Genomic DNA, 25,945 nt, shown 5'->3' with positions numbered 1-25,945 from the left:
CGGAATGCTTGGCGCAGACATCGGTACCGTGGCGATCGCGTCGGTGGCCGCGTTCCTGCTGGCCGTGTTGTCGGCGGTGGCCGGCTTCGGCGGGGGAGTGCTGCTCCTGCCGGTGTTCACCGCGCTGTTCGGCTTCCGGGTCGCGGTGCCGATCCTCACGCTGACCCAGATCTCGAGCAACGTCGCGCGGATGTGGCTCAACCGGCGCGAACTGCGCTGGCCGCTGATCGGCTGGTTCGCCGCCGGCGCGGTCCCGTTCGCGGTGGCCGGCGGGCTGCTGCTCGCCCACGCGCCGCTGGGCGTGCTCAAGCGCGGGCTCGGCGTGTTCCTGATCGGCGTCGTGGCCTGGCGGCGGTGGAGCCGGACGCCGCGCAAGCCGCCGGACCGGGCGTTCGCCGCCGTCGGGGCCGCGTCCGGGCTCGGGTCGGCGCTGCTGGGCTCGGTCGGGCCGCTGACCGCGCCGTTCTTCCTCGCCTACGGGCTGACCCGCGCGGCGTACGTCGGCACCGAGGCGGCCGGGGCGGTCACGCTGCACCTGTCGAAGGTCGCGGCCTACGGGGCCGGGGACCTCCTCACGAGCCGGGTCCTGTTCTTCGGGGCCGCGCTGACCCCGGCGACGCTGGCCGGGGCGTGGGTCGGCCGGAAGATCGTCGGGCGGATCAGCGACCGCGTATTCGTCGTGCTGGTCGAGGGGGGTCTGGTCGTAGCCGGAGCGCTGTTCATCCTCGGGGCATAGCGCGCGGGCGGACGGGTAGGAGCGCGTGTGGTCGTGCGCGAGCACCATTGGTTCGCGGAGCCGACGACCCCGGTCAGCCGACGGTACGTCATCTGGCTGATCGTGGCCCAGTTCGTCTTCTACGTGGCGCTGCTGGGACCGGCGATCGTCGGCATCGGCGTCAAGGTGCAGCAGATCGTGCCGGACGAGGAGAAGACGTCCGCGCTGGGGACGGTCGCCGGGTTCGGGGCGCTGTTCGCCGTCGTCGGCAACGTCCTCTTCGGCCGGCTCTCCGACCGCACCACGTCGCGGCTCGGCCGCCGAAGGCCCTGGATCGTCGCCGGTACCGTCGTCATGACCCTCGCGCTGCTCGTCATGGCGCTCGGCCAGTCGGTCGCGGTCGTCACGGCCGGGTGGTGCCTGGCCCAGCTCGGTGCCAACGCGACCCTGGCCCCGTTCATCGCCACCATCGCCGACCAGGTGCCGCGGTTCCAGCGCGGTTCGGTCTCGGCCCTGCTCGGCATCGCGCAGAACGTCGGCATCCTCGGCGGCACGTACGTCACGCAGCGGTTCCAGCACCAGGTCGTGGTCATGTTCGTGGCGCCGGCGCTGCTGGCGATCGGCGCCATGGTGCTCTTCGCCGTCATCCTGCCCGACCAGCGCCTGCCGGAACGCCCGCCGCCGATGCTGGTCCAGGAGTGGCTCGCGACGTTCTGGGTGAACCCGGTCGTCCACCGGGACTTTGCGCTGGCGTGGGCGTCGCGGTTCCTCATCACCCTGGCCACGTACATGTTCACCACGTTCCGGCTGTTCTTCCTGCAGGACCGGATCGGGCTGGACCCGGACGCGGCGCCGGCCGCGGTGACCGTCGGCGTGCTGGTGTACACCGTCGCCCTGATCGCCTGCGGCTGGGTCGCCGGCCGGATCTCCGACCGCACCGGGCGGCGCAAGATGCTCGTCGCCGGCTCGACGCTGCTGTTCGGCGCCGGCACCGTGGCGCTCGCGCACGTCTCGACGGTCGGGCAGTTCTACTGCGTGGAGGCGGTGATGGGCGTCGCGTCCGGCATCTACGTCGGCGTCGACCTGGCGCTCGTGGTCGACGTGCTGCCCAACCCGGACGACTCGGGCAAGGACCTCGGCGTGTTCAACATCGCCAACGCGCTGCCGCAGACCGTGGCGCCCGTCATCGGCGCGGCGCTGCTGGCGGTGGGCAGCGTGAACAACCAGAATTACACCCTGCTGCTGTACAGCGCCGGGGTCGCGTCGCTGGTCGGCGCATTGGTCGTACTGCCGATCAAGAAGGTGAGGTAGGCCGGATGACCGAAGAGCGGATCGAGGCAATGCTTGCGGAGCTGTCGCCGGCGGAGAAGGCCGGACAGCTGACCCAGTACTTCTACTTCAAGCTCCCCGGCGAGGTGGATCCCGCGCTCGGCGTCGACGCCGGCGAGCAGCCGCGGGCGGTCGAGGCGGCGCTCGGCCGCGGCGGGGTGGGCTCGCTGCTCTTCGTGGCCGACCCGGCCGAGACCAACCGGCTGCAGCGGCTCGCCATCGAGGGCAACCCGCACGGCATCCCGGTGCTGTTCGGCTTCGACGTCATCCACGGGCTGCGGACCATCTTCCCGGTGCCGATCGCGATGGCCGCCTCCTGGGACCCGGAGACGATCGAGCGCGGCCAGGCGGTCGCGGCCCGCGAGGCGCGCGCCGTCGGCATCCACTGGACGTTTGCCCCGATGGTGGACATCGCCCGCGACCCGCGCTGGGGCCGCATCATCGAGGGCGCCGGCGAGGACCCCTTCCTCGGCGCCGCCGTCGCCGCGGCGCAGGTGCGCGGCTTCCAGGGCGGCGGCATCATCGCGGGCCCGAAGCACTTCGCCGGGTACGGCGCGTCCCTGGGCGGCCGCGACTACGACGAGGCCAACATCTCCGAGTACGAGCTCTGGAACACCTACCTCCCGCCGTTCCGCGCCGCCGTCGAGGCCGGGGCCGGCAACATCATGACGGCCTACATGGACCTCAACGGCGTCCCGGCCTCCGGCAGCCACTGGCTGCTGACCAAGGTGCTGCGCGACACGTGGGGCTTCACCGGGTTCGTGGTCAGCGACGCCAACGCCGTCAAGAGCCTGGAGACGCACGGCTTCGCGGCCGACCCGGCGGACGCGGGGGCCCGGGGCGTCCTGGCCGGCGTCGACCTGGAGATGGCCGTGTCGGAGCCCGCCTACGACCATCTGCCGGGGGTGCCGGAGGCGGCGGACGCGATCGACGCGAGCGTGCGGCGCATCCTGGCCGCGAAGCTGCGGCTCGGGGTGCTCGACGAGCCGTACGTGGACGAGGACCGGGCCCGGGAGATCCTCGCCGACCCGCAGCACCGCGCGGTTGCGCGGGAGGCCGCCCGGCGCAGTGCGGTACTGCTGCGGAACGAGGGCGACGTCCTGCCGCTGGACGCCGCGGCGCTCGGCTCCATCGCCGTGCTCGGGCCGCTCGCGGACTCCCGGCGCGACACGATCGGCCCGTGGGTCTTCGACTTCGACCTCGACGAGACCGTGACGGTCCTCGACGGCATCCGGCGCGCGGCCGGCGACGGGGTCCGCGTCGAGTACGCCCAGGGCATCCCGGTGACGCAGCGCGTCTTCCCGTCGATGTTCGACATGTTCGGCGGCAACCGCCCGGCCGACCCCGACGGCTTCGACCCCGCCCTGGAGCTCGCCTCGGCGGTGGACCTCGCGGCCGCGTCCGACGTCGCGATCGTGGTGCTGGGGGAGTACCAGAACATGATCGGCGAGTCGGCGTCGCGCTCCTCGCTGGAGCTGCCCGGGGCACAGCTGGAGCTGCTGCAGGCGGTCGCGGCCACCGGCACGCCGACCGTCCTGCTGGTGATGAACGGCCGCCCGCTCGACCTGCGCTGGGCGGCCGGGCACGTGCCGGCGATCCTGGACGTCTGGTACCCCGGCAGCCAGGGCGGCAACGCGGTCGCCGACCTGCTCTTCGGCGCGGCCGCGCCGGGCGGGAAGCTGCCGTTCACCTGGCCCCGGACGGCCGGGCAGATCCCGATGTTCTACGGGCACACGCGCTCGCACGAGCCGCAGAACCAGTACCGCCGCTACTGGGACGAGGAGAGCACGCCGCTGTTCCCGTTCGGCCACGGCCTGACCTACAGCACCTTCGAGTACGCGAACCTGTCGGTGTCGGCGGGCTCGGCCGGGGTGGACGACGAGGTCACCGTGTCGGTCGACGTCACCAACACCGGCGGGCGCGAGGCCCCGGAGGTCGTCCAGCTGTACCTCCACCAGCGCCACGGCCGCGCCTCGCGCCCGGTCCGGGAGCTGAAGGGCTTCACGCGCGTCGTCCTGGCCGCGGGCGAGACGCGCCGCGTGACGTTCACGGTCGGGCCGGAGCAGCGGCGGTACTGGCATGCCGCCGTCCGGGACTGGGTCCTCGACGCCACGACGTTCGACGTCTGGGCCGGCGGCAGCTCGACCGCCGAGCTCACGACGACATTCGAGGTGCGTTAGCCGAGCCGGTACAGCTTCGATTCCCGCTGCTCGAACCCGAGCCGCTCGTAGAGGCGGTTCGCGGCCTCCCGCGACGGCCGCGAGGTCAGGTCGACCGTGCGCGCCCCGTGCTCCCGCGCGACGCGCACGGCGGCCTGCGTGAGGGCCGCCCCGACGCCGTGCCCGCGCGCCGCCTCGTCGACGACGACGTCCTCGATCCACGCGCGGGTGCCGGTCGGGATGGCGAACACCACGAGCGTGAGGGTCCCGACGATCCCGCCCCCGACCCGCGCGAGCAGCACGTGGTTGCCGGCCGCCCCGGCCACGGCCCGCAACGCCGCGGCGTCGAGGGCCGCCGCGGACCGCGAGAGCTGCGGGAGCAGCCGCCCGAACGCCGCGACGACCTCGTCGGTGACCTCGCGTACAACCTCGATCTCAACGCTCATGCCCGTTGACCTTACGGTGCCGCATCGAGGTGTTCGCGGAGGAAGCGGCCGATGCTGCGCAGGGCGGCGCCCGCCGCCGGGAGCTCCGGTCCGCGGGCCTGGAAGACGTGCGCCATGCCCGGCGCGACCTCCAGGGTGACGGCGACGTCGGCCGCGGCGAGGCGGGCGGCCAGGCGCGTCGAGTCGTCGAGCAGCACCTCGTGCGAGCCGCACTGGATCAGCGTCGGCGGCAGCCCGGCCAGGTCGGCATGGAGCGGGCTGATGCGCGGGTCGGCGGCGTCGGCGCCGGCCCGGTACGCCTCGAAGCTCGCCCGCAGCAGGTCGGCCCGCACCACCGGGTCCACGCCCGACTTGGTGCGGTGGCTCGCGCCCGCCATCGTCAGGTCGCTGGCGGGGGAGAGGACCACGGCGGCGCGCGGGAGCGGCAGGCCCGCGTCCCGGGCGGCGAGCAGCAGCGCGAGGGTGAGGGTGCCGCCCGCCGACTCGCCGGCGACGGCCAGCTCGTGCGCGGGCACCGCCGCGAGCACGGCCCGGTACGCGGCCAGGGCGTCGTCGAGCGCGGCCGGGTGCGGGTGCTCCGGGGCCAGGCGGTAGTCGATGGACAGCAGGCGCGCGCCCGCGGCCCGGGCGACGTGCACCGCGGGCGCGACGGCGGTGCGCGCGGAGCCGGCGACGAAGGCGCCGCCGTGCACCCACAGGACGGTGCCGCGCGGCCGGGTGCCGGTGATCGTCACCTCGAGGCCCAGGTCCGTCTCGCGGAGCCGTACGTCGGGGGCGATGGGCCGGGCCCCCATGACCTCGGCGAAGAAGCGGCGCTGGTCCTGGATGAGCTCATGCACAACAGTCATGTACTGTCGAAACATGATTCCCAGGATGTATATTCCCAGGAAGCAACATGACTGATCTCGCCGAGCTGTTCGAACGGATCGTGCGGCTGCAGGTCGAGCTGTTCGCCGTGGTCGACGCCCGGCTGCGCGAGGAGCTGGACCTGCTGCTCATCGCGCTGCTGCCGCTGCGGGTCGTCGCCGCGACCCCGGGCTGCCGGGTGCAGGACATCGCCGACGGGGTGGGCATCAGCGTGGGCGGGGCGAGCAAGTCGGCCGATCGCCTCGAGCGCGGCGGGTGGGTGCGCCGGATCGACAACCCGGCCGACCGGCGCTCGTCGCTGCTCGAACTGACCCCGGAGGGCGAGCGCGTGGTGGCCGCCGGCTCGGCCGTCATCCGCGAGGAGATGGAGGCGCGCCTGGGTCCGGTGCTCGGCGCCCGCGGCCTGGATCGCTTCGCCGCCGACGTCGAGCGCCTCCTCGGTCTAGGCTGGCATCATGACCGTCGCACCGCGCTGGGAGCCGAGTGAGCGCTGGGTCCGCGGCCGCCGCGGCGACCTCACGATCGTCGACTCGCGCCGGGCGATCCTGGTCTGGGACTCGCCGACGCCGGTGCCGCGTTACGCCTTCCCGGAGGCCGACGTGCGCACCGACCTGCTGCGCGCGGCCGGGGAGCGCTTCGACCTCGTCATCGGCGACGGCACCGGCCCGGACGCCGCCCGGTACATCGCGCTCCCGTGGTCCGCGGCCGAACACTGGTACGAGGAGGACGAGGAGATCTTCGTCCACCCCCGCGACCCGCACAAACGCGTCGACGCGATCCCGAGCAGCCGCCATGTGACCGTCGAGATCGGCGGCGTGACGGTCGCGGACACCCGCGCGCCCGTGCTGGTCTTCGAGACCGGGCTGCCGACGCGGTACTACATCCCGCGCGCCGACGTGCGCCTCGAGCTGTTCGAGCCGGCGGACCTGCGCACCGGCTGCCCGTACAAGGGCACGGCCGGGTACATGTCGCTGCGGGAGCCGGGCGACGCCCCGCCGAACATCGTCTGGTCGTACGCGGAGCCGCTGCCCGCCGTCGGCCCGATCCGGGGCCTCCTGGCGTTCTACAACGAGGCGGTGGACCTGACCGTCGACGGCGAACGGCTGCAGCGACCGGTAACCCACTTCAGCCGGTCGCTCGGTCACTGATCGACCGGGCCACCCCGGTTTGACTCCGCCCCGGAGGGGGCATACGCCTCGACAAGGGCAACCCCGGAACTCTGGAGGCGTGACATGGCCGTCGGCGGCATCATCTCCGCGCTGATCGTCGGCGCGATCATCGGCGTGTTGGGGCGCCTGGTCGTGCCCGGTAGGCAGAACATTCCGATCTGGCTCACCATCGTCATCGGTATCGTCGCCGCGCTCATCGGCACGGCGATCGCCCGCGCCGTGGGCGTGGCCAACACGTCCGGCATTGACTGGATGGAGCTCGCCATCCAGGTCGTGCTGGCCGCGGTCGGTGTCTGGGCCGTCGCCGGCTTCTGGGGCCGCCGGCACAGCGTGCACTGACCACCAACCCCTGACCCCCGACATCGCCGATGGCGCGGACCACCACGGTCCGCGCCATCGGTCTCGTGACACCTATTGGCAGTGCGAGCCGGACTTGAGCTTCCACATCGTGAAGCTCACCGACGAGCCCTTCGGCACCGCGCTGCCCGCGCCCGGGCTCTGCGAGCCGATGGTCTCGGCCAGGTCGCAGTTGGTCGTGTCCTTGTCGGTCTCGTTGCCCAGCAGCAGCCCGACCGCCCCCAGCGCGTTCTGCGCGCCCTGCAGCCCGGCCCCGACGATGCTGGGCACGATCACGGTCGGGTCGGTGATCGTCCACTGCAGACAGTCGTCGAGCCAGTTGCCGTGGGCCGAGGCGTCGAGAACCTCGAAGCAGAAGGTGTACGACCCGGCGCCGCTCGGCGTCCCCGAGACCACGCCGGTGTTGTTGTTCAGGGTCAGCCCCGGCGGCAGCGTGTAGAAGAGGCTGGGGAACCAGTGGTACGGCGGGACGCCGCCGGACGCGTACGCGGCCAGGTTTAGACTGACGGGATTGCCCACCAGCCCGGCCTGGTCCGGCGCGCTGGACTGCACCGGGTTGTACCAGGCGAAGGCGCCCACCGTGTTGGGGGTGCCGAGGCCGGTCGGGCCGTCCCAGCCGGGCCCGGCCGCGCAGATCGGCGCGCCGCAGCCGCCGTTGCTGCCCGACTTGACGTCGTTGAGGTACGCGGTGTGGCCGTACAGGTAGGAGGCCGGGTAGTCGGCCGCACTCGGCGGCGTGGCCAGCGCAAAGGTGGCCGCGATGATCGGCGCGGCGACGCTGGTCCCACCGATCGGGGTGGCCAGCCAGCCGCCGTCGTACACGGCGACACCGTGCTCCGGCTCCGCGACCGCCGACACGTCGGCCTCGGCCCGCTTGGTGCAGCCGGCGACCGCCGGCTGCCAGGCCGGCTTCGGCTCGAACGCGGAGCACCCGGACCCGGCGCCGCCCCAGGCCGACTCGGTGAAGCCGGAGCCCGACCTCGTCAGCGACGTCCCGCCGACCGCGACGACGTGCGGGTTGGTGGCCGGGTACCGCGGCCCGGCGCCCGTGTCGCCGGTGCTGACGGTGATCACCACGCCGGGCCGGTCGAAGTGCGCGTCCCAGGCGGCGTCGCTCGGGTCCTCGGGGTTGCTCCAGCTGTTGGAGACGAACTTGGCGTGCGCGGTGGCGTAGTCCTCGGCGGCGTACATGTTGGCGTCGAGGTTGTCGTTCGCCTCGACCAGCAGGATGTGACACAGCGGGCAGATCGCCGACACCATGTCGAGGTCGGTGGAGATCTCCTTCCACCAGACCGGGTTCGCGGCCGGCAGGTCGGCCTTGGCCGGGGAGCCGTTCTGGTTCACCTTGAGGAAGCAGCCGTTCGCGGTGGTGCACGGGGGCAGGTTGAACTGGCCGCGGTACTGCGCCAGGTCGCTCTCGGCGTAGGGATCGTCGTAGGGATCGACGATCGCGATCAGCCCGCCGTTCACGTTCGCGCTGCGATCGGTGAGGTGGTATGCCGCCTGCAGATCGGCCGCCGTGTACCCGCTCGGGGCATTGCTCAGCGCCGTCGCCGCGGTGCCGGTGGCGGCCGGCCCGTCGACGATGTCGCACGTGACCGCGTGGGGATCGGCCGACTGCGCGCACGCCGACGCGGGGCGGACGGCATGCCCGCCGCCCGCCGCCCGGGCCGGCGGCGCCACCAGAACGGCCCCCGCCGTCAGGGCCACCACCGCGACCGCGTATCGCCTTACCTGAACCTGCAAGTGCGCCTCCAAGCCTCGGACCGGCTGACATCGGCGCCGGCCGCTGCGTCCTGCAGGCAACGCGTTCCATCCCGTTCCACGGCTCCGGGCGCGCAAATTTTACAAAACTCATCTATTGCCATTGATTCGTTGGGTTCTTAACCTGCGTCATAGGAAAGCCGATTTAAACGTTTCACTCCCGCCAGAGTGGAGAACCCATGAACCGATTCCTGGCCGCCCTCGTCGTCCTCGCGGCCGCCGTCCTCGCCACCGTCGCCGCGCCCGGCCGGGCCAGCGCGGCCTACCAGACGACGGTGACCAACTTCGACGCCGGCGGCCATCAGGTCGCCCGGCTGGACACGCGCGGCAACGCGGTCGACGCCCACGACGGGCACATCGCGCTCTTCGACGGCCTGTACCACCTCTACGGCACCAGCTACGACTGCGGGTACCGCTGGCGGCAGGCCGGCACCCCGTTCTGCGGCTTCAAGGTGTACACCTCCACCGATCTCGTGCACTGGACGGACCGCGGCTACCTCTTCGACCCGACGACCGCGACCTGGCAGACCCGTTGCAATGGCGACACCTACGGCTGCTTCCGGCCGCACGTGGTCCGCAACGCCGCCACCGGCCAGTACGTGCTGTGGGTGAACGTCTACGACAACAGCGTCGGCTATCGCGTCTTCACCGCCTCCTCGCCGATCGGCCCGTTCACCGAGGTCGCCGTGCCGACGCTCGCCGTGAACAACAACGCGCCGGTCGCCGGCGTCAACAACGGCGACCACGCGCTGCTCGTCGACGACGACGGGGCGGCGTACCTGGCGTACACCGACTGGCGCAGCTCCGGCGACATCGTCGTCGAGCGCCTCAACGCGGCGTACCTCTCCGGCACCGGCAGCTACACGCGCCTGCACCAGTCCGCCACCGAGGCGCCCGCGCTGTTCAAGCGCAACGGGATCTACTACATCACCTACTCGGACCCCAACTGCGGCTACTGCGCCGGCACGGGCACGTCGTACCGCACGGCCACGAACCCGCTCGGCCCCTGGTCGGCCGCCACGAAGGTCACGACCAACTCCTGCGGCGGCCAGCCCGCGTTCGTCTCGGCGCTGCCGACCACGACGGGCACGGCCTACCTGTACGCGAGCGACCTGTGGAACAACGCGGACCCCAACGAGGCCCTCGCCAACTCGTACTGGGCGCCGCTGGAGTTCGGCGCGAACGGCGCGATCGCGCCAATCACCTGCCAGGCCACCTTCTCCCTCGCCCTGGCCACCGGGTCGGCCGGCGCCCAGCAGCCGTCACCCGACCAGGACCAGTCGGGCGGGGTCGGCGGGTACCAGTCCTGGTGCGACATCGGCCGGAACATCGCCCGCATCCAGACGTTCGTCCCGTCGCGCGGCGGCACGCTCACCTCCGCCTCCTACACCACCTACCAGCAGGGCTACCCCGACGCCGGGCTGCAGATCTCGATCTACCAGGCGAACGCCTCGTTCCAGCCGACGGGCAACGCGCTGTACAGCACCACGCTGCCCGCGTACTCGATCGGGTGGGCGCCGCGGGACGCCACCGTCTACCCCAACATCGCGGTGACGGCGGGCACCCGCTACGGCATCGTCGTGAAGTCGGCCAACACCACCGGCTGCTACGGCATGCTGCACAACGACTCGGCGCCGTACCCCGGCGGCGGCCAGGGCTACAGCTCCGACGGCGGCGCCACCTTCCGCGCCGAGGCGAACCGGACCACGCGGTTCGCGACGACGGTCAGCTCCCGCGCCGCCCTCCCGGCCGGAGCGGTCCCGGCCGGGTTCACCCGCTGTGCCGGCGAGCACGGCGTCTGCACGCTTACCGCGCCGGCGGTCGTGGCCTACGGGGCGGGGACGCTGGTGTACCAGACCGCGCCCGCCGGCCCGGTGCCGTGCACGAGCGCGGCCTTCGGCACCGACCCCGCCTACGGCTCGCTGAAGTCCTGCTACACCGCCCCGACCGGCGGCCCGGCCGGATACACGCAGTGCGCCGCCGAAAACGGCACGTGCGGCTTCAGCGGGACCCGCACCGTCGCCTACGGCGCCAACGGCGCGTTCGCCTACCGCTCGGTCGCCGGCTCGACCGCCTGCACCAACGCCGTGTTCGGCGACGCGTTCTACAACGTCGTCAAGGCCTGCTACCTCGGACCGTAGGAACGCCCGCGGGCCCTCACGACCGGACCCGTCGCGTGGTGACCGTGACCGCCGCCGAGAACGCCGAGACGTTCCCGGCGGCGTCGCGGGCCCGGACCTGGTACCGGTATGTGGTCCCCGCGGCCAGGCCGGTGTCCGTGAACGAGTTGGTCGTGGCGGTGCCGACGGGCGCGAAGGTGCCGCCCGTAGCCCCTGAGGCGCGATAGATGTCGTACCCGCTGACGTGAACGTTGTCGGACGAGGCGGCCCACGCCAGCGTGGTGGACGAGCGGGTGGTCCCCGACGCGCTCGGCGTCCCCGGCGTCGTGGGCGGCTGCGTGTCGGGCGCCGGGCACGGCGGCGGCACGGCGGAGACGGCCGCGGTGAAGGCGGAGACGTTGGCGGAGGTGTCCCGGGCCCGCACCTCGTACCTCACGATCCCGAGCAGCGCCTCCGTGAACGTCGTCGCCGGGGTCGTCGCGACCGACGTGAACGGCCCGTTGTTGACGGACCGGTACACGTCGTAGCCGATGACCGCCACGTTGTCGGTGGAGGCGCCCCAGTTCAGCGTCACCATCAGGGCGCAGTTGACCGAGACGCCGATCGCGCCCGGCGTCGTGGGCGCCTCCCGGTCCGTCGGGAACGGGCAGGGCGGCGGGATGATGCTTGCCGCGGCGGTGAAGCCGGAGACGTTGCCGGCCGCGTCGCGGGCCCGGACCTGGTACTTCACGACGCCGAGCAGCGACTCCGAGAACGAGGTCGCCGGGGTCGTCCGGACGAAGGCGAACGGCTCGTTGCCGACCGACCGGAAGACGTCGTAGCCGACGACGCCGACGTCATCGGTCGAGGCGGTCCAGTGCAGGGTCAGCACCAGGGCACAGTTGATGGACCCGGTGAAGTCGGCCGGGACCGTCGGCGCGCCCGTGTCGGCGGCGTGCGCGCTCGGCGCCCCCGCGATCACGAAGGCCACGGTCAGGGCCGTGGCGGCGCCGGCGACGCGGCGGAGAAGACGGAGAATCTGAGACATGGCGGCGCCTCCGAAACGTGGGGCGGACTTCCATAGACCTCGATGTCGTCCCAAACCCTATACCCTCGCTCCGTGCCCGACGCCATCTTCGCCGATCCGCGACTCGCCCGCGTCTACGACGCGTTCGACGGCGCCCGGACCGATCTGCCGGCCTACCTGGCCCTGGCCGACGAGCTCGGCGCCCGCCGCGTGCTCGACGTCGGCTGCGGCACCGGGGCGCTGGCGGCGCGGCTGGCGAGCGGCGGCCGCGGCGTCGTGGGCGTCGACCCGGCCGAGGCCTCGCTCGCGGTCGCGCGCGCGAAGTCCGGCGCGGTCACGTGGGTGCACGGCGACGCCGCGGCGGCGCCGGCGATCGGGGCCGACCTGGCCCTGATGACCGGCAACGTGGCCCAGGTCTTCCTGACCGACGAGGCCTGGACCGCGGCGCTGCGGGCCGTTCGCAGCGCGCTGCGCCCGGGCGGCGTGCTCGCCTTCGAGACCCGGCGACCCGAGGCGCGCGCGTGGGAGGAGTGGGCCGCGGACGCCGGACCGGTGACCCGCGACGTGCCCGGCGCCGGGCGGGTGGAGCGGCGCCGCGAGGTGACGGAGGTGCGGCTGCCGTTCGTGTCGTTCCGGTACACCTATCGCTTTCTCGACGACGGCACGGAGATCGCCTCGGACTCGACGCTGCGCTTCCGCGCCCGCGACGAGGTCGAGGCGAGCCTGGCCGCCGCCGGCTACCGGGTCCGGGATGTGCGGGAGGCGCCGGACCGGCCGGGCCTGGAGTTCGTGTTCATCGCGGACCGGCCCGCCAGGTGAGCGAGCGGCGCCCGGCCCAGCGGCGCTCGCACTCGGCGTGCCACCACTTCGGCGGCGACGGCCCGACGACGCGGGACAGCGGCTGGTCCGGATGGAGCCCGTGCCGCTCCAATGCGCCCGCGGCGACCCGCAGCACGATCGAGCCGCTCGGGCGGCCGGACTCGTCGCGGCCGCAGTAGACGTCGATGCGCACCTCGTCGTCCGCGAACGGCATCCAGTCGATGCCGCGCTCGCGCAGTCAGCCGCGCAGGGCCGCCTGGGGCCGCGGGGAGCCGGACGCGTTGTCGTAGGCGAGAAGCATGATCCACGCAGCTGCCGGGCGGTTCATGCCCTCATGATAGGCGGTCACCCACGGACGGTGGGGCCCTGGACGGGCTCGGCTCAGGTGAGGGCGTCGAGCAGCAGGCGCAGCCCGGCGGCTTCCTGGACACCACCCGCAACCACAGCCGGCGCTGGTGCGACCCGGACCACTGCGGCAACCGGGCGCGGGTGCGCGCCTACAGCCGCCGCCGGCGGGCGACCTGACGCTATCCGGTCCAGCCGACGTCCACGTACTGCCGCTCGCTGCGCAGCCCGAAGGCCCCGAAGTTGGCCAGCCCCGGGCGGACGGCCGAGATCTGCGGGGTCTGGAACAGCGGCACGGAGTGCCCGGCCTGCCACAGCAGCACGTCGGCCTGGTTGAGCAGCTCGACGGCCTTGGCCCGGTCGGTCTCGGCGCTCGCGCGGTCGATCAGCCGGTCGATGTCGGGTGTGGCGACCCCGCCGTAGTTCTGGTCGCCGCCGGTGCGGTACACCGGGTAGAGCAGGGACGGGAACACGTTGTCGACCTGCCGGAACGAGGCCAGGTCGAACGCGCCGACGTTGACGTACTTGGCGAAGTAGTCGTTGCCGGGCACCTTGCGCAGCTCCACGGTGATTCCGGCCCGGCCGAGCAGGTTCTGGACGAGCTGCGGCAGGTCGGTGCTGCCGTTGCCGTTGACGACGTAGACCAGCTTCAGCGGCGCGCCGTCCTTGGCGCGGGTCCTGCCGTCCGCGCTCGCCTTCCAGCCGGCCTCGTCCAGTAGCCGCTGCGCTCGCGCGAGATCGAAGCGCCCCTCGTCGCCGCTGTTGTCGCGGTACCCGTCCTGGCTGGGCATGAAGAAGTGGCTGCCCAGCGTGTTCACCTTGAACGGCAGCCCGGCGGACTGGGCCGCGGCGATCGCGCGGCGGCACGATCCACGCCGTCGACGGCGTCGACCTCACCGTGCGCCCCGGACGCACGCACGCGCTGGTCGGCGAGTCCGGCAGCGGCAAGTCGACGACGCTGCTGGAGATCCTGGGTCTGCGGCCGCCGGAGGGCGGGGCGATCGAGCTGTTCGGCCGGCCGGTGGACGCGAGCCTGACCGGCGCCGAGCGGACCGCGCTGCGCCGGCGGATGCAGCTGGTGTTCCAGGACCCGTTCGCGAGCCTCGACCCCCGGCTGCCGGTCGGCGACGTCATCGCCGAGCCGATGCTGGCCCAGGGCGGCCCGCCGGCCCGGGCCCGGGCGCGGGTCGCCGAGGTGCTGCGCCTGGTCGGGCTCGAGCCGGGCCTGGCCCGGCGCTTCCCGCACGAGTTCTCCGGCGGGCAGCGGCAGCGCATCGCGATCGCCCGCGCCATCGCCGTCGAGCCGGACCTGCTCGTGCTGGACGAGCCGGTCTCCTCGCTCGACGTCACCGTGCAGGCCGCCGTCCTCGGGCTGCTGGCCGAGCTGCAGGACCGGCTCGGCCTGGCGTACCTCGTCGTCACCCATGACCTGGCCGTCGTGGCCCGCATCGCCGACGAGCTCAGCGTGATGTACCTCGGCCGGACGGTCGAGACCGGCCCGGCCGCCGACGTGCTGGCCCGGCCCCGGCACCCGTACACGCGGGCGCTGCTGTCGGCCGTGCCGGTGCCCGACCCGGACGCCGAGCGGCGCCGCGAGCGCATCCTGCTGCCGGGCGACCCGCCCGCGGCCGACGAGCGCCCCACCGGCTGCCGGTTCCGGGGGCGCTGCCCGCTGTACAACACCCTGGAGGCGCCGCGGCGAACGCTCTGCGCGACCGTCGAGCCCGCGATGACCGGCGGCGAGCACCGGGCCGCCTGCCATCACACCGGCCCCGGGTGACGCACCCGCTTCCTGGTCACCGCGGCAGCCCGAGGTTGTCGCGCAGCGTCGGGCCCAGGTAGTCGCCCTTGACGATGCCGCGCTTGCGCAGGTGGTGCAGCAGGCCGTTCACGACGTAGTCGTGCTGGACGGGGTCGTGCAGGCCGCCGACCGAGAGCACGTCGAGCACGCCCGCCCGGAACCGCTCCTCCACGGCGTCGGCGAGCTGCTCCGGCGTGCCGGCGACGCTCCAGTGACCGGTGTCCTGGGCCGCGATGACGAGCTCGCGCAGGGTGTAGCCCCGCCGGATGTACCCGCTGAAGATCTCCACGCGCCCGCGCCGGCGGTGCACGCCGGACACGTCCGGCAGCACGCTCTCCGGCAGGGTCGCATCCAGCGGTACCTCCGACAGGTCCACGCCACCGCCCAGCATGTCGGCGACCAGGGCCCGGCCCGCCTCGAAGTCGATCGCGTCGTGGCGCTCGCGCACCAGCCGGCGCGCCTGCGCCTCCGTCGCGCCGAACGTGGCGTGGAAGGAGCTGAAGACGAGCGGCAGCCCCGGCCGCCGGCCCAGCTGTGCCGCGCGGCCGCGAACGCGGCTCGTGTAGTCGTGGGCGGCGTCCAGCGTGGACAGTGCGGTGAAGACGACCTCGGCGTAGCGGGCGCCGAGCTCGATGCCGGCCGCCGACTGCCCGGCCTGGATCAGCACCGGCCGGCCCTGCGGCAGCGGCGGGATGTTGAGCGGGCCGGCGACGGTGAAGTACCGTCCGGCGTGGTCGATCGGCCGGACCTTCGACGGGTCGAGGACCGCGCGCCCGTCCGGCCCGAGCGTCAGGGCGTCCGGCTGCCAGCTGTCCCAGAGCGCGCCGACGACGTCGAGGGTCTCGGCCGCGCGGGCGTAGCGCTCCTCCGGGCTCGGCAGGCCGCCGGGGCCGAAGTTCTCCTCGCCGACGGCCGACGTGACGAGGTTCCAGGCCGCCCGCCCGTTGCTCACGTGGTCGAGCGTGCCGAAGAGGCGGGCGAGGTTGTACGGGTGGTGGAAGGTCGTCGACACCGTCGCGATGAGCCCGATGCGCTCGGTCACCTGGCTCAGCGCGGAGACGTACACCAGCGGCTCCTGCGCCCCGATGGACCCCTGCGCGCCGAAGGTGAGCAGGTCGGGTACGAACAGGGCGTCGATGCGGGCCGCCTCGGCCAGCGCCGCCACCCGCCGCGCGGTGTCCACGGTGGAGCGGCCGGGGTCCAGGGCCAGCTCGTACGGGCCCGGATGGCCGCCGGCGCCCGTGACGATGCCGAGGGTACGGGGTGGTAGCGCCGTCATGCCGCCACGATAATCCTATCGGCAAAGTATGGAAATGGGTCATCCGTCACAACCGCTCACCGCGGTGGCGCAGCACGGTGGGCCCGTGCTCCTCGACCCACCGGGCGAGGCCGTCGACCGGCCCGAGCAGGGTGCGGCCGAGCGGGGTCAGCGCGTACTCCACCCGCGGCGGCACCTCCGCGTGCACGCGGCGCGCGACCAGCCCGTCGCGCTCCAGGTCGCGCAGCGTCTTGGTGAGCATGCGGTGCGAGATGCCCTCGACCCGGCGCTGGATCTCGGTGAAGCGCAGCTCGCCCGCGACGAGTACGGCGACCACGGCGAGCGTCCACTTGTCGCCGATCGTGGTCAGCAGCCCGCGCAGCAGCTGCCGCAGGTCGTCGTCCCGGCATGTGGACGACACGGATTCGGCCATCATCGCTGACCCCTTCCAATACGCACCCGGAGGTGCCCGGCGCGGCTCAAAGTGCGTACTCCCGATCGGAAAACCAGGCTGCCATCCTGGCGCTCGGCCTGTCGAGAGCAACCCACTTGCGAGGAGTACCGCAGCTGATCGACGGCTTCGACGGTTTCGTCTTCGTGACGCCGGAGTACAACCACTCCACCACCGGGGTGCTCAAGAACGCGATCGACTACCTGTACGCGGAGTGGAACAACAAGGCGGCCGGGTTCGTCGGCTACGGCGTGGTCGGCGCCGCCCGGGCGGTCGAGCACCTGCGGCTGATCGCGGCCGAGCTGCAGCTGGCCACGGTCCGCTCACAGGTCGCGCTGTCGTTCTACACCGACTTCGAGAACTTCACCACGCTCACCCCGGGCGCGCACCAGTTCGACGCGCTGAGCGCCACCCTCGACCAGGTGGTCGCCTGGTCCGACGCCCTGGCGGTACTGCGGAAGTGACGGCGGCGGGCGGGTACTGTTGATCAATGCCCACCGCGCGCCCGATCGTCAACTACGGCGACCCCGTCCTGCACCGCCGCTGCGCCGATGTCACCGAGTTCGACGACGCGCTCGGCGAGCTCATCGACGACATGTTCGCCTCGATGTACGAGGCGCGCGGCGTCGGGCTCGCGGCCAACCAGATCGGCGTCGACCGGCAGGTGTTCGTCTACGACTGCCCCGACGCCGACGACGCCCGGCAGGTCGGGCACGTGGTCAACCCGGTGCTGGAGCCGCTGGCCGAGCCGGCCGACGGCGACGAGGGCTGCCTGTCCGTGCCCGGGCCGCGCGGGTCGCTGCCCCGTGCGGCGGTCGCGACCGTCACCGGGCAGGACAGGCACGGCAACCCGATCACGGTCACCGGCACCGGGTACTTCGCGCGGTGCCTGCAGCACGAGACCGACCACCTCAACGGGGTGCTGTACGTGGATCGGCTGCCGGCCGAGCGGCGGGAGGAACTGCTGCGCGAGGCGGGCCTGCTCAGCGGCGGTACAACAAATTCTTAACGCGCCTCTGGCAGGCTCACGGGGTCGTTGGTGCCGCGGGGGCGCATCAGCGGCCCGTCCGCAGCACGGTGACGACGATGTCGTCGGCGTTGCCGGTCCTGGACGTCGCCAGCAGGTGGTCGCACAGCTGGTCGGCGGTTAGGTCCTGCCGGTCGGTGAGCAGTTCGGCGAGGCCGTCCAGGCCGTCGTCGAGGGGCTCGCCGGGCAGCTCGATCAGGCCGTCGGTGTAGAGGGCCACGTGACTGCCGGGCGCCAGGGTGACGGTGTGATCGCTGCGCGTTGCCGGCAGGCCGGTGCCGAGCAGGAGTTCCGGCGGGTGGCGCAGCAGGCGGGCGTGGCCGTCGGGGGCGAGCAGGATCGGAGGCGGGTGGCCGGCGTTGGACCAGCGCAGTGTGTAGGGGGCTGGGGTGCCCGGCTCCGCGCTGACCTGGGCGAGGATCACGGTCGCGAAGGTGTCCAGGCCGAGGCCGGACATGGCCTCGTCGGTCGCGGTCAGAATGCGTGACGGCGGGCCGAGCAGGGTGTATGCGATGCCCCGCAGGATGCTGCGGACCTGGGCCATGGTCGCCGCCGCGTACCGGTCGTGGCCGGTGATGTCGCCCACGACGACGGTCAGGGTGCCGTCGGGCAGCAGGAACGAGTCGTACCAGTCGCCGCCGACGCGGGCGTGCTCGAGCGCGGGCAGGTAGCGCGCGGCGATCTGGTAGTGCTCCGTGCCGGCCGGCGGGGTCAGCAGGCTGCGCTGCAGCGTCGCGGACATCTCCCGCTCGATCGCGGCGACCCGGCGCTCGGTCTCGCGCAGCCGCGCCCGGTCCAGCGCCTGGGTGATCGTGGCCCCGACGAGCCGGACGAAGATCAGGTACGCGTCGTCGGCGACCAGGCGCGGGCTCAGCGTCGTGCGCAGCATCAGGTCGCCCGAGGCGTACCTGCGGGCGCTCAGCCGTACCGTCGCCACCTTTCCCGCCGCCGTCTCGCGGACCACCACGTCGCCCGGGTCGTCGGCCGCGGCGATCTCGACGTCGGGCAGGTCGTGCGGGTCGGCGTGCAGCACCGGCATGGCCCGCTGCAGCACCTCGCCGCGGTGGTGGACGGCGGCGAGCCGGTCCTGCAGCGTGTTGAGCAGCTGCAGGCGGCGGCGGAGCAGGACCTGCGTCGTGGTCTCGAATGCGATGTCGACGACGCCCTCGACCAAGCCGTCGTCGCCGACCACCGGGGAGTACGAGAACGTGAAGTAGCACTCCTCGAGGAAGCCGTGCCGGAGCATGTCCAGGCGGAAGTCCTCGACCCAGGTGGCGTCGCCGCCGGCGCGGACCTGCTCCAGCATCGGCCCGATGTCGCCCCAGATCTCGGCGAACACGACCTCGGCCGGCGTGCCGAGCGCGTCCGGGTGCTTGTCGGCGATCATCGGCGCATAGGCCTCGTTGTACACCATCACGAACTGCGGCCCCCAGAAGAGCGTCACCGGGAACCGCGTGCGCAGCGCCAGCTCGACGGCCCCGCGCAGGGCCGGGCTCCAGGACGCCACCGGCCCCAGCGGGGTGCCGGCCCAGTCGACCTTCGCGTACGCCTCGCGCAGCGACCCGGCCGCCTCGAACAGCTGATGCACAGCTCGACGGTACCGCCCGGCGGCGCCCGCCGGTCAGCCGATCGGCGGCGCCCAGCCCGGGCGCTGGACCAGGCAGAACGGGTGCCCGGCGGGATCGGCGAACACAAAATCGCCCGGCAGTTGTACCGCCCCGAGCGCCACGACCGCGCCGGCGGCCGCGGCGAGGTCGTCGACCATCACGTCGAGGTGCATCTGCTGCGGTACCGCGGGATCGGGCCAGGTCGGCCGCGGCTGCCCCGGAGCGCGCTGGAAGGCCAGCCCCGACGTGGTGGTGTCGGCGGACACGACCACGAAGTCGCCGTCGTCGTAGGTGACCGGCTCGCCGAGCACCGCGCTCCAGAAGCGCGCGCTCGCCGCCGGGTCGGGGCAGTCGACGATCAGGTGGTGCCGGCGCCCCACGGTCACGCGGACTCCGCCGTGAGCAGCGTCGCCAGCTGCTGCAGCACGCCGGCCCGGGCGCGGTAGTAGACCCAGGTGCCGCGCCGGTCGGCGTCGACCAGCCCGGCCTCGCGCAGGGTGCGCAGGTGGTGCGAGATGGTCGGGCCCGACAGCTCGAACGCCGGGGTCAGGTCGCAGACGCAGATCTCGCCCTCGGGCGCGCTGGCGATCATCGACATGAGCTGGAGCCGCACCGGGTCGCCGAGGGCCTTGAACGCGGGCGCGAGGACCGCCGCGGTCTCGGCGGGCATGCGCTCCCGCGCGATCGGGGTGCAGCACGCGTCTCCGGCGAGCACGACCAGCTGATTTGACATGTGTCTAGCTTGACAGGTCTCGAAATACCGTGCAACGGTTGGACGATGGCCACCTGCGCCGACGACGCGCTGCCGCGTGCGCTCGCCGGGGTTTCCGGCGAACGCCTCGCCGCCACCGTCGCCGCACACGACCCGCGCCACGTCCTCGAGGATGCCGGTGCGGCGGTGACGGCCGAGTTGTTCACGGTGCCGTTCGTCCCCGAGGTGTACGCCGAGCCGAGCGTCCGCTGGTCCGGCGGCCCCCTCGCGTCCGGGCGCGAGGTCGCGGTACACCTGGCGTCGGCCGACCGCCCGCTCGTCCGGCGGGGCGAGCTCGTCGTCGCGGGCGGCGGCGATCCGGCCGGGCGCTGGCTCGTCGTGCCGGCCGGGATGACCCTGTTCGCCGCGTACGGCCACGCCCACGGCGCGCTCGGGCTGCTCGTCCCGCGCGGGGTGGATGCGGACGGCTGGCGGTACACCATCCGGACCGGACCCAACCCGGGACCGCTGCCGATCCTCACCCTCGACACCGGCATCCACGCCGAGGTCGCCCGCGCGGCCGCGGCGGGGGAGGCCTGGCTGGCCGGCAACACGCCCATCCGCCGGCTCGACCGGCCCGGCGTCAACCGGCACGGCCGCTGGCGCTCGGGGACCGCCCCCGAGCTGCTGCTCACCGCCCAGGCCGACGACGCCGGCGGGGTGGCGGTCGTCCTGGAGGCGGCCCGGGTCCTCGCCGCGGCGCTGCCCAGGGCCGCGGGGCTGTCGGTGGCGCTGCTCGGCGCGCAGGGCTCGGCCCGCCACGCGCGGCAGCTGCACCAGGCCGGCGCGACCCCGCTCGTCATCCACGTCGCCGGCGCCTGGCCCCGCGCCGATGCCGTTGCGGTCGAGGCCCGCGGTCCGGCGCACGCGCTGCTCGCCGCGCTCGACCAGGCCGGGCGGCACACCGGGCTGGCGCTCGCGCCCGGGCCGGTGCCGTCCGCGCATCGCCGGTACGCCGCGGCGGGTCTCGCCGCCGTCGGCATCGGCGCCGCGGCGGCCGACACGGCGGTCGCGCGCCTGGTGGTCGCGACCGGCCTGTTGTGCGCGCATGTGACCGGTTGGACAGTCGCCGGCCCGGCCGAACCGTGACCGTTGTGGCTAGCATGACGCTCATGAGCGCTGCGGCCGACGAGCGCGGCGTGATCGTCACCGGGACCGACCAGCACGAGGCCTGGCAGCGTCAGGTCCTGCCGCCGGTCGAGCGGGTCCGGCCCGACGTGTGGTCGATTCCCGTGCCGATTCCGAACAACCCGCTGCGGTACACGCTGAGCTACCTCTTCCTCGACGACGCCGGCGCGCTGCTGGTCGACCCGGGCTGGGACACGGCCGAGGGGCGCGCCGCGCTCACGTCCGGGGCGCGGGCCGCCGGCGCCGACCTCGCCGACATCACCGGGATCGTCGTCACGCACATCCACCCCGACCACCACGGGCTCAGCGGCTGGCTGCGCGAGCGCACCGGCGCCTGGATCGGCATGCACCCGGCCGAGGCCCGCACGCTGCCCGCCCGGTCGTGGCGGGGCCGCGCCCCCGGGACCGACCGCGCCTGGCTGCTGCGCCACGGCGCGCCCGAGGCCGAGGCGGAGGCGCTGGCCATCACCCCTGAGCGGCTCGGCGAGCTCCTGCACATGGCCGAGCCCGACCGCGCGATCGAGGACGGCGACCGGCTGCCCCTCGCGCGGCACGAGCTGCGGGCGGTCTGGACGCCGGGGCACACTCCCGGGCACCTCTGCCTGCACGAGTCCGGCGCGGGCGTGCTGCTCACCGGCGACCATCTGCTGCCGCGGATCAGCCCCAACATCACGGTCCACGCCGCGAGCGCGGGCAACCCGCTCGGCGACTACCTGGCCTCGCTCGGGCTGACCGGCAAGTTCGGGGCGGAGGAGGCGCTGCCGGCGCACGAGTACCGTTTCCGGGGCCTCGACACGCGCGCCGCCGACCTCGTGCGCCACCACGACGAGCGGGGCGGGGAGATCCTGCGCGCGATCGACGCCCTCGGCGCGCCGTCCGCGTGGGCGGTCGCGGCGGCGATCACGTGGTCGCGCGGGTGGGACGCGCTGGTGGGGATGCTGCGGAGGATGGCCCTGGGCGAGACGCTCGCGCACCTGGAGCACCTGGCCGCGATCGGGGCGGTTCGCTCATCGGACAGCACGCTCGTCCGGTGGTCACGCGCCTGATCACGGCACCACGGTCACCGGCCAGCGGCCGCAGCGCACGAGTTTCACGGCGACCGAGCCGGCGATGCGGTGCAGCGCGTTCGCCGAGCGCCCGACGATCACCGCGTCCGCGTTGAGCTGCCGGGCGGCGTCGACCAGCTCGGTGTACGGCTCGCCGGTGCGCACGACCAGGTGCGCGTCGACGCTCAGCAGCGGGATGTAGTGCTCGACGGCGTCGCGCAGCTGCCGCTCCACGGCGTCGTGCGCGTCGACCACGTTCGTCGCCGCGCTGCCGCCGGTGTCGGCCAGGGAGAGCACGGTCGCGGGCAGCGTGCGCACGTACACCGCGACGAGGCGGCAGCGCTGGCGGCGGGCCAGCCCGACGGCGTATGCGGCGGCCCGCAGCGAGGACGTCGAGCCGTCGACGCCGACGAGGATCGTGCCGGGCCCGTCCCCCGGTGTGCTTGAGGGTTCGATCACATCCAAAAGCATAACGCCTGAATATAAGCACGTGATATAAAAGTTGTGTGTCCAAGATCCTCGACGGGGTGGCCCTCGCCAACAGCCTGGAGCGGGTCGTCTCGCTCCTGCGGCGGCTGGCCCCCGCGGACCAGGTCTCGCTGTCGAAGGCGGCGGCGCTGCGGACGCTCGACGTGCACGGCCCGTGCCGAATCTCGGAGCTCGCCGCGCGCGAAGGCATCACGCAGCCGGCCATGACGCAGCTCGTGTCCCGCCTCGAGCAGGACGGCTACGCCGAGCGGCGCTCCTGGGCCGACGACGCCCGGGTGGTGATGGTGCACCTCACCGAGGACGGCGCCGAGGTCCTGCGCCGGCGCCGCGACACCCGGGCCCGGCTGCTGGCCGGCCTCGCCGACCGCCTCGACCCGGCGGACCGCGCCGCGCTCGCCGCCGCCCTGCCCGCCCTGGACCGGCTCGTCACCACCTACCAGACCCTTCCCGGGAGTACCTCCTCATGCATGTGAGCCAGCACAGTCCGGCGGCGGCCAGCCCGTTCCGCCAGCCGAAGGCGGTGTGGGCCGTCGCGTTCGCCTGCGTCGTGTCGTTCATGGGCATCGGCCTGGTCGACCCGATCCTGCCGGCGCTCTCGGCCCAGCTGCACGCCTCGCCCAGCCAGGTGTCGCTGCTGTTCACCAGCTACCTGCTCGTGACCGCGGTCGCCATGCTCATCACGAACATGGTGTCGAGCCGGATCGGGCCGAAGTACACCCTCATCGCCGGCCTGGCGATCATCGTCGTCTTCGCGGCCCTCGCCGGCACGTCCGACACGATCGGCGGCATCGTCGGCTTCCGGGCCGGCTGGGGCCTGGGCAATGCGCTGTTCATCGCCACCTCGCTCGCCGTCATCGTGGCGTCCGCGACCGGCGGCTTCAGCGGGGCGATCATCCTGTACGAGACGGCGCTCGGCATCGGCATCGCGGTCGGCCCGCTGCTCGGCGGCACCCTGGGCGGCATCAGCTGGCGCGGCCCGTTCTACGGCGTCAGCGTGCTGATGTTCATCGCGCTGCTGGCGACGATCTTCCTGGTGCCGAAGACGCCCACGCCCGCCGTGCGGACCTCCATCGCCGCCCCGCTCACCGCGCTGCGCCACCGCGGGCTGCTGATCATGAGCCTGACCGCGGTGCTGTACAACTGGGGCTTCTTCACCATGCTCGGGTACGCGCCGTACCCGATGCACCTGAACGAGCACAAGCTCGGCCTGGTCTTCACCGGCTGGGGCCTGCTCGTCGCCCTCTTCAGCGTCGCGGTCGCCCCGCGGCTGCAGCGGCGCTTCGGCACGGCCCGGACGCTGTACGTCAACCTGTTCCTGCTCGGCGTCGTGATGACCGTCATCGCCGCGTTCACCGACTCGCCGGCCACGGTCATCGTCGCGGTCATCGTGTGCGGCGCCTTCATCGGCATCAACAACACCCTGACCACCCAGGCCGTCATGACCGTCGCCCCGGTGCCGCGGCCGGTCGCCTCGGCCTCGTACGGCTTCGTGCGCTTCATCGGCGGCGGCCTCGCCCCGTTCGTGGCCGGCAAGCTCGCCGACCACTACAACATCCACGTGCCGTTCTACCTCGGCGCCGCGACCTTCCTCCTGGCGATCGCGGTGCTGGCCACCGGCCACCGCATCCTCACCGACGCCGAGAACGCCGCCGCCGCCACGGAGGAGGCCGAGCCGATCGGCGAGATCGTCGCCGTCGGGCGCACCGGACCGGCCAACGGCAACCGGCCGGTGGTCGTCGCCGTCGACTCCGGCCCGAACGCGGCCGCCGTCACCGCGGCCGCGGCCGATCGGGCCGCCGAGCTGCACGCGCCGCTGGAGCTGCTGCACGTCCACGAGATCGCGGTCGTCGGCGAGCAGGCCGTCGACCGGGAGACCTACGAACAGGCCCGCGCCCGCGTCCAGGCCGCCCTCGACGGGCTCGCCGCCCGCGGCGTCGCCGCGTCCGGCCACGTCCTGCGCAGCGTCGCCGACCACGGCCACGCCGGCAGCCTCATCGCCCGGCACGCCAAGGCGGTCGGCGCCCAGCTGGTCGCGATCGGCGGCCCGACCCACGGCGGCGTCGCCCATCTGCTCGACGGCAGCGCCGGTCAGCGCATCGTCGCCGAGGCCGGGTGCGAGGTGCTCGTCGTGCCGCCGGAGCCGTCCCTGCGCTGACCGGCCCCGCCCGTGCCGCCGGTCCGGTAACCCCTCAGGGGTCGCCGGACCGGCGGTTTCCGGCTGTCTGCACCACGGATGGTGGTTCGTTCGCCGGACCGGTTCACCGTCACGCTGGAGCCGGACGGCTTCGCGCCGAGCCGGGCCCGGCTGACCGCCCTGGCCTTCGGCGTCGCCGCGGCGGCGCCGCCCTTCCCGAGCCTGGGCCGCCTGTGCCTGCGCGTGCGCGCGGCGAGCGGCCTGATCGCCGCGATCGCGGTGGCCGTGGCCCCGGTGGCCGGCCTGATCATCGCCGCCGCGATCGTCGGCGTCGGCGAGCTGATCATCTACGTGCGGCTGCTGCCGGAGGTGGAGCGGCTCGCCCAGATGGTCGAGCGCACCGAGGCGTCGCCGGCGGACGCCGGACTCGCCCATGAACTGGCATTCAGCCAGGTAGATGGGCGTGATTTTCTTCATATTGACGCGCCGGAATACGACTGACGGTTAAGACTCCGTCCGGTTCAAACAGGGCGCCGTGCCCGCACGCTCACATTGGGTAGCGACCGTGGGTAGCGCCCGCCGGGCGTGGCAGCACCCCGGCCGGTTGACCGCGTTCCCAGGTAACTCCTAGCCTTCCCTCGCACCAGTCAACTGGATCATGGGGGAGTGGCCGGCGTGGATATTCGTCTGCCTGTTCGGCGTGCGCATTTTCGGCCCGGCGTGCTCATCGCGCTGCTTGGTTTCGTAGTCGCATTGCTTGTGGCACCGCCTTTCGGGGGCCCTGTTCAAGCCGCGCCCAAGCCCGTCGCCTGTCCCGAAACGGCGAACGACGCCGCGAGCGCGAAGCGGCAGGCGGCCGCGTGCAAGGGGCGGGTCGAGGTCCTGTCCGGTCGTACCGAGCGGGCCCAGGTCTTCGCCAACCCGAACGGAACGTTCACCTCCTCGGAGGCGATCGTGGTGCAGCGGGTCCGGACCGCGAACGGTGGCTGGACCGCCCCCGATCCGACGTTGCGTAAGACGTCGTCGGGTGGGTACGCGCCGGCGGCGAGTTGGCTGGGTACCACGTTCTCGGGTGGTGGCAGCGGTCCGCTGGTGTCGCTGCGGCGCGGCTCGGGTGAGTTGTCCCTGTCGTGGCCGACGGCGCTGCCGGCGCCGAA

Annotated in this window: 29 protein-coding genes and 1 pseudogene; 18 read left to right on the top strand and 12 right to left on the bottom strand. The window is 73.3% G+C overall.

Annotation, left to right across the window (positions count from 1 at the left end):
- Positions 1-4: 4 nt before the first annotated feature.
- The 3 genes from AB0B76_RS52065 to AB0B76_RS52055 are packed head-to-tail and all read left to right on the top strand — an operon-like array spanning position 5 to position 4,224.
- Positions 5-736 carry a sulfite exporter TauE/SafE family protein gene (locus AB0B76_RS52065; protein WP_360391632.1) on the top strand — a complete coding sequence of 244 codons (732 nt, stop codon included), beginning with the start codon at positions 5-7 and terminating at the stop codon, positions 734-736.
- A 33-nt stretch (positions 737-769) separates the two neighbouring features.
- Complete coding sequence (locus AB0B76_RS52060; protein WP_360391629.1) at positions 770-2,026, top strand: MFS transporter; 1,257 nt, start codon at positions 770-772, stop codon at positions 2,024-2,026.
- 5 nt (positions 2,027-2,031) lie between these two features.
- Positions 2,032-4,224 carry a glycoside hydrolase family 3 N-terminal domain-containing protein gene (locus AB0B76_RS52055; protein WP_360391626.1) on the top strand — a complete coding sequence of 731 codons (2,193 nt, stop codon included), beginning with the start codon at positions 2,032-2,034 and terminating at the stop codon, positions 4,222-4,224.
- On the opposite strand, the gene AB0B76_RS52050 is transcribed toward AB0B76_RS52055, so the two are convergent.
- Both AB0B76_RS52050 and AB0B76_RS52045 read right to left on the bottom strand, forming a co-directional pair.
- Complete coding sequence (locus tag AB0B76_RS52050; RefSeq protein ID WP_360391623.1) at positions 4,221-4,649, bottom strand: GNAT family N-acetyltransferase; 429 nt, start codon at positions 4,647-4,649, stop codon at positions 4,221-4,223. The two genes, AB0B76_RS52055 and AB0B76_RS52050, sit on opposite strands and share 4 nt — an antisense overlap.
- An 11-nt stretch (positions 4,650-4,660) precedes the next feature.
- Positions 4,661-5,497, bottom strand: coding sequence for an alpha/beta hydrolase (locus tag AB0B76_RS52045; RefSeq protein WP_360391620.1), 837 nt, complete (start codon positions 5,495-5,497; stop codon positions 4,661-4,663).
- A 47-nt stretch (positions 5,498-5,544) separates the two neighbouring features.
- Here AB0B76_RS52045 and AB0B76_RS52040 point away from each other — a divergent pair, with 47 nt between their 5' ends.
- From AB0B76_RS52040 to AB0B76_RS52030, 3 genes are all read left to right on the top strand, one after another.
- Positions 5,545-6,003 carry a MarR family transcriptional regulator gene (locus AB0B76_RS52040; protein WP_360391617.1) on the top strand — a complete coding sequence of 153 codons (459 nt, stop codon included), beginning with the start codon at positions 5,545-5,547 and terminating at the stop codon, positions 6,001-6,003.
- Entirely contained in the window at positions 5,972-6,664 is a 693-nt protein-coding gene (locus tag AB0B76_RS52035) for a DUF427 domain-containing protein (RefSeq protein WP_360391614.1), read from the top strand. Before AB0B76_RS52040 ends, AB0B76_RS52035 begins: the two co-directional genes overlap by 32 nt.
- 84 nt (positions 6,665-6,748) lie before the next feature.
- The gene (locus tag AB0B76_RS52030; protein ID WP_360391612.1) at positions 6,749-7,024 is read left to right on the top strand and encodes a GlsB/YeaQ/YmgE family stress response membrane protein; all 276 of its coding nucleotides are present in this window, start codon (positions 6,749-6,751) and stop codon (positions 7,022-7,024) included.
- Between the two features lie 72 nt (positions 7,025-7,096).
- On the opposite strand, the gene AB0B76_RS52025 is transcribed toward AB0B76_RS52030, so the two are convergent.
- Entirely contained in the window at positions 7,097-8,788 is a 1,692-nt protein-coding gene (locus tag AB0B76_RS52025; protein ID WP_360391609.1) for a putative Ig domain-containing protein, read from the bottom strand.
- Between the two features lie 197 nt (positions 8,789-8,985).
- Here AB0B76_RS52025 and AB0B76_RS52020 point away from each other — a divergent pair, with 197 nt between their 5' ends.
- Positions 8,986-10,947: a family 43 glycosylhydrolase gene (locus AB0B76_RS52020; RefSeq protein WP_360391606.1), complete on the top strand. Its 1,962-nt coding sequence runs from the start codon at positions 8,986-8,988 to the stop codon at positions 10,945-10,947.
- A 16-nt stretch (positions 10,948-10,963) separates the two neighbouring features.
- Here AB0B76_RS52020 and AB0B76_RS52015 read toward each other — a convergent pair whose 3' ends face one another.
- On the bottom strand, positions 10,964-11,953 hold the full coding sequence (locus AB0B76_RS52015; protein ID WP_360391603.1) for a fibronectin type III domain-containing protein: 990 nt from the start codon (positions 11,951-11,953) through the stop codon (positions 10,964-10,966).
- Between the two features lie 72 nt (positions 11,954-12,025).
- Here AB0B76_RS52015 and AB0B76_RS52010 point away from each other — a divergent pair, with 72 nt between their 5' ends.
- Positions 12,026-12,751 (top strand): class I SAM-dependent methyltransferase, encoded by a 726-nt coding sequence (locus AB0B76_RS52010; RefSeq protein WP_360391600.1) that lies wholly within the window; start codon positions 12,026-12,028, stop codon positions 12,749-12,751.
- Here the strand turns inward: AB0B76_RS52010 and AB0B76_RS52005 are convergent.
- Positions 12,726-12,965 carry a hypothetical protein gene (locus AB0B76_RS52005; RefSeq protein ID WP_360391598.1) on the bottom strand — a complete coding sequence of 80 codons (240 nt, stop codon included), beginning with the start codon at positions 12,963-12,965 and terminating at the stop codon, positions 12,726-12,728. The two genes, AB0B76_RS52010 and AB0B76_RS52005, sit on opposite strands and share 26 nt — an antisense overlap.
- Positions 12,966-13,063: 98 nt before the next feature.
- Here AB0B76_RS52005 and AB0B76_RS52000 point away from each other — a divergent pair, with 98 nt between their 5' ends.
- Positions 13,064-13,276 (top strand): CGNR zinc finger domain-containing protein, encoded by a 213-nt coding sequence (locus AB0B76_RS52000; protein ID WP_360391737.1) that lies wholly within the window; start codon positions 13,064-13,066, stop codon positions 13,274-13,276.
- Positions 13,277-13,278: 2 nt separating this feature from the next.
- Here AB0B76_RS52000 and AB0B76_RS51995 read toward each other — a convergent pair whose 3' ends face one another.
- Positions 13,279-13,914 (bottom strand): ABC transporter substrate-binding protein, encoded by a 636-nt coding sequence (locus AB0B76_RS51995; protein ID WP_360391595.1) that lies wholly within the window; start codon positions 13,912-13,914, stop codon positions 13,279-13,281.
- Between the two features lie 50 nt (positions 13,915-13,964).
- Between AB0B76_RS51995 and AB0B76_RS51990 the strand changes: the two genes are divergently transcribed.
- On the top strand, positions 13,965-14,876 hold the full coding sequence (locus AB0B76_RS51990; protein ID WP_360391735.1) for an oligopeptide/dipeptide ABC transporter ATP-binding protein: 912 nt from the start codon (positions 13,965-13,967) through the stop codon (positions 14,874-14,876).
- Between the two features lie 16 nt (positions 14,877-14,892).
- On the opposite strand, the gene AB0B76_RS51985 is transcribed toward AB0B76_RS51990, so the two are convergent.
- Both AB0B76_RS51985 and AB0B76_RS51980 read right to left on the bottom strand, forming a co-directional pair.
- Entirely contained in the window at positions 14,893-16,176 is a 1,284-nt protein-coding gene (locus tag AB0B76_RS51985) for an NtaA/DmoA family FMN-dependent monooxygenase (protein ID WP_360391592.1), read from the bottom strand.
- A gap of 46 nt (positions 16,177-16,222) precedes the next feature.
- Positions 16,223-16,591 carry a helix-turn-helix domain-containing protein gene (locus AB0B76_RS51980; protein WP_360391589.1) on the bottom strand — a complete coding sequence of 123 codons (369 nt, stop codon included), beginning with the start codon at positions 16,589-16,591 and terminating at the stop codon, positions 16,223-16,225.
- Between AB0B76_RS51980 and AB0B76_RS51975 the strand changes: the two genes are divergently transcribed.
- Positions 16,564-17,070, top strand: a complete 507-nt coding sequence (locus AB0B76_RS51975; RefSeq protein WP_360391586.1) for an NAD(P)H-dependent oxidoreductase — start codon at positions 16,564-16,566, stop codon at positions 17,068-17,070. The two genes, AB0B76_RS51980 and AB0B76_RS51975, sit on opposite strands and share 28 nt — an antisense overlap.
- A gap of 26 nt (positions 17,071-17,096) precedes the next feature.
- The gene (def, locus tag AB0B76_RS51970; protein WP_360391583.1) at positions 17,097-17,615 is read left to right on the top strand and encodes a peptide deformylase; all 519 of its coding nucleotides are present in this window, start codon (positions 17,097-17,099) and stop codon (positions 17,613-17,615) included.
- A gap of 46 nt (positions 17,616-17,661) precedes the next feature.
- Here def and AB0B76_RS51965 read toward each other — a convergent pair whose 3' ends face one another.
- From AB0B76_RS51965 to AB0B76_RS51955, 3 genes are read right to left on the bottom strand one after another with little or no spacing between them, the layout of a single operon-like run.
- On the bottom strand, positions 17,662-19,221 hold the full coding sequence (locus tag AB0B76_RS51965; RefSeq protein ID WP_360391580.1) for a PP2C family protein-serine/threonine phosphatase: 1,560 nt from the start codon (positions 19,219-19,221) through the stop codon (positions 17,662-17,664).
- Positions 19,222-19,254: 33 nt separating this feature from the next.
- Positions 19,255-19,626 (bottom strand): VOC family protein, encoded by a 372-nt coding sequence (locus AB0B76_RS51960; RefSeq protein ID WP_360391578.1) that lies wholly within the window; start codon positions 19,624-19,626, stop codon positions 19,255-19,257.
- Positions 19,623-19,973 (bottom strand): metalloregulator ArsR/SmtB family transcription factor, encoded by a 351-nt coding sequence (locus tag AB0B76_RS51955; RefSeq protein WP_360391575.1) that lies wholly within the window; start codon positions 19,971-19,973, stop codon positions 19,623-19,625. The genes AB0B76_RS51960 and AB0B76_RS51955 overlap by 4 nt, the downstream gene beginning before the upstream one ends.
- Before the next feature lie 45 nt (positions 19,974-20,018).
- Here AB0B76_RS51955 and AB0B76_RS51950 point away from each other — a divergent pair, with 45 nt between their 5' ends.
- On the top strand, positions 20,019-21,080 hold the full coding sequence (locus tag AB0B76_RS51950) for a hypothetical protein (RefSeq protein WP_360391573.1): 1,062 nt from the start codon (positions 20,019-20,021) through the stop codon (positions 21,078-21,080).
- Positions 21,081-21,103: 23 nt separating this feature from the next.
- Positions 21,104-22,165: an MBL fold metallo-hydrolase gene (locus AB0B76_RS51945; protein WP_360391570.1), complete on the top strand. Its 1,062-nt coding sequence runs from the start codon at positions 21,104-21,106 to the stop codon at positions 22,163-22,165.
- On the opposite strand, the gene AB0B76_RS51940 is transcribed toward AB0B76_RS51945, so the two are convergent.
- The gene (locus AB0B76_RS51940; protein WP_360391567.1) at positions 22,166-22,624 is read right to left on the bottom strand and encodes a universal stress protein; all 459 of its coding nucleotides are present in this window, start codon (positions 22,622-22,624) and stop codon (positions 22,166-22,168) included.
- A gap of 47 nt (positions 22,625-22,671) precedes the next feature.
- Here AB0B76_RS51940 and AB0B76_RS51935 point away from each other — a divergent pair, with 47 nt between their 5' ends.
- The 4 genes and pseudogenes from AB0B76_RS51935 to AB0B76_RS51920 all read left to right on the top strand — a co-directional run.
- Entirely contained in the window at positions 22,672-23,127 is a 456-nt protein-coding gene (locus tag AB0B76_RS51935; protein WP_360391565.1) for a MarR family transcriptional regulator, read from the top strand.
- Positions 23,124-24,809 (top strand): MFS transporter, encoded by a 1,686-nt coding sequence (locus AB0B76_RS51930; RefSeq protein WP_360391562.1) that lies wholly within the window; start codon positions 23,124-23,126, stop codon positions 24,807-24,809. Before AB0B76_RS51935 ends, AB0B76_RS51930 begins: the two co-directional genes overlap by 4 nt.
- 78 nt (positions 24,810-24,887) lie before the next feature.
- Entirely contained in the window at positions 24,888-25,289 is a 402-nt protein-coding gene (locus AB0B76_RS51925; protein WP_360391559.1) for a hypothetical protein, read from the top strand.
- A 165-nt stretch (positions 25,290-25,454) separates the two neighbouring features.
- Positions 25,455-25,945 (top strand): annotated as a pseudogene (locus tag AB0B76_RS51920) (hypothetical protein); the annotation flags it as partial.

The organism is Dactylosporangium sp. NPDC049140 (assembly GCF_040648435.1).
The sequence above is the reverse complement of the archived record's forward strand: the minus strand, read 5'-3'. Positions and strand labels throughout refer to the sequence as shown.

Excerpts from the sequence above, each read along its gene's own strand:
- AB0B76_RS52065 (WP_360391632.1), top strand. The coding sequence starts at position 5 with ATGCTTGGCGCAGACATCGGTACCGTGGCGATCGCGTCGGTGGCCGCG.
- AB0B76_RS52055 (WP_360391626.1), top strand. The coding sequence starts at position 2,032 with ATGACCGAAGAGCGGATCGAGGCAATGCTTGCGGAGCTGTCGCCGGCG.
- AB0B76_RS52050 (WP_360391623.1), bottom strand. The coding sequence starts at position 4,649 with ATGAGCGTTGAGATCGAGGTTGTACGCGAGGTCACCGACGAGGTCGTC.
- AB0B76_RS52045 (WP_360391620.1), bottom strand. The coding sequence starts at position 5,497 with ATGACTGTTGTGCATGAGCTCATCCAGGACCAGCGCCGCTTCTTCGCC.
- AB0B76_RS52040 (WP_360391617.1), top strand. The coding sequence starts at position 5,545 with ATGACTGATCTCGCCGAGCTGTTCGAACGGATCGTGCGGCTGCAGGTC.
- AB0B76_RS52035 (WP_360391614.1), top strand. The coding sequence starts at position 5,972 with ATGACCGTCGCACCGCGCTGGGAGCCGAGTGAGCGCTGGGTCCGCGGC.
- AB0B76_RS52030 (WP_360391612.1), top strand. The coding sequence starts at position 6,749 with ATGGCCGTCGGCGGCATCATCTCCGCGCTGATCGTCGGCGCGATCATC.
- AB0B76_RS52020 (WP_360391606.1), top strand. The coding sequence starts at position 8,986 with ATGAACCGATTCCTGGCCGCCCTCGTCGTCCTCGCGGCCGCCGTCCTC.
- AB0B76_RS52015 (WP_360391603.1), bottom strand. The coding sequence starts at position 11,953 with ATGTCTCAGATTCTCCGTCTTCTCCGCCGCGTCGCCGGCGCCGCCACG.
- AB0B76_RS52005 (WP_360391598.1), bottom strand. The coding sequence starts at position 12,965 with ATGCCGTTCGCGGACGACGAGGTGCGCATCGACGTCTACTGCGGCCGC.
- AB0B76_RS51985 (WP_360391592.1), bottom strand. The coding sequence starts at position 16,176 with ATGACGGCGCTACCACCCCGTACCCTCGGCATCGTCACGGGCGCCGGC.
- AB0B76_RS51975 (WP_360391586.1), top strand. The coding sequence starts at position 16,564 with ATGTGGACGACACGGATTCGGCCATCATCGCTGACCCCTTCCAATACG.
- AB0B76_RS51980 (WP_360391589.1), bottom strand. The coding sequence starts at position 16,591 with ATGATGGCCGAATCCGTGTCGTCCACATGCCGGGACGACGACCTGCGG.
- def (WP_360391583.1), top strand. The coding sequence starts at position 17,097 with ATGCCCACCGCGCGCCCGATCGTCAACTACGGCGACCCCGTCCTGCAC.
- AB0B76_RS51955 (WP_360391575.1), bottom strand. The coding sequence starts at position 19,973 with ATGTCAAATCAGCTGGTCGTGCTCGCCGGAGACGCGTGCTGCACCCCG.
- AB0B76_RS51950 (WP_360391573.1), top strand. The coding sequence starts at position 20,019 with ATGGCCACCTGCGCCGACGACGCGCTGCCGCGTGCGCTCGCCGGGGTT.
- AB0B76_RS51945 (WP_360391570.1), top strand. The coding sequence starts at position 21,104 with ATGAGCGCTGCGGCCGACGAGCGCGGCGTGATCGTCACCGGGACCGAC.
- AB0B76_RS51925 (WP_360391559.1), top strand. The coding sequence starts at position 24,888 with ATGGTGGTTCGTTCGCCGGACCGGTTCACCGTCACGCTGGAGCCGGAC.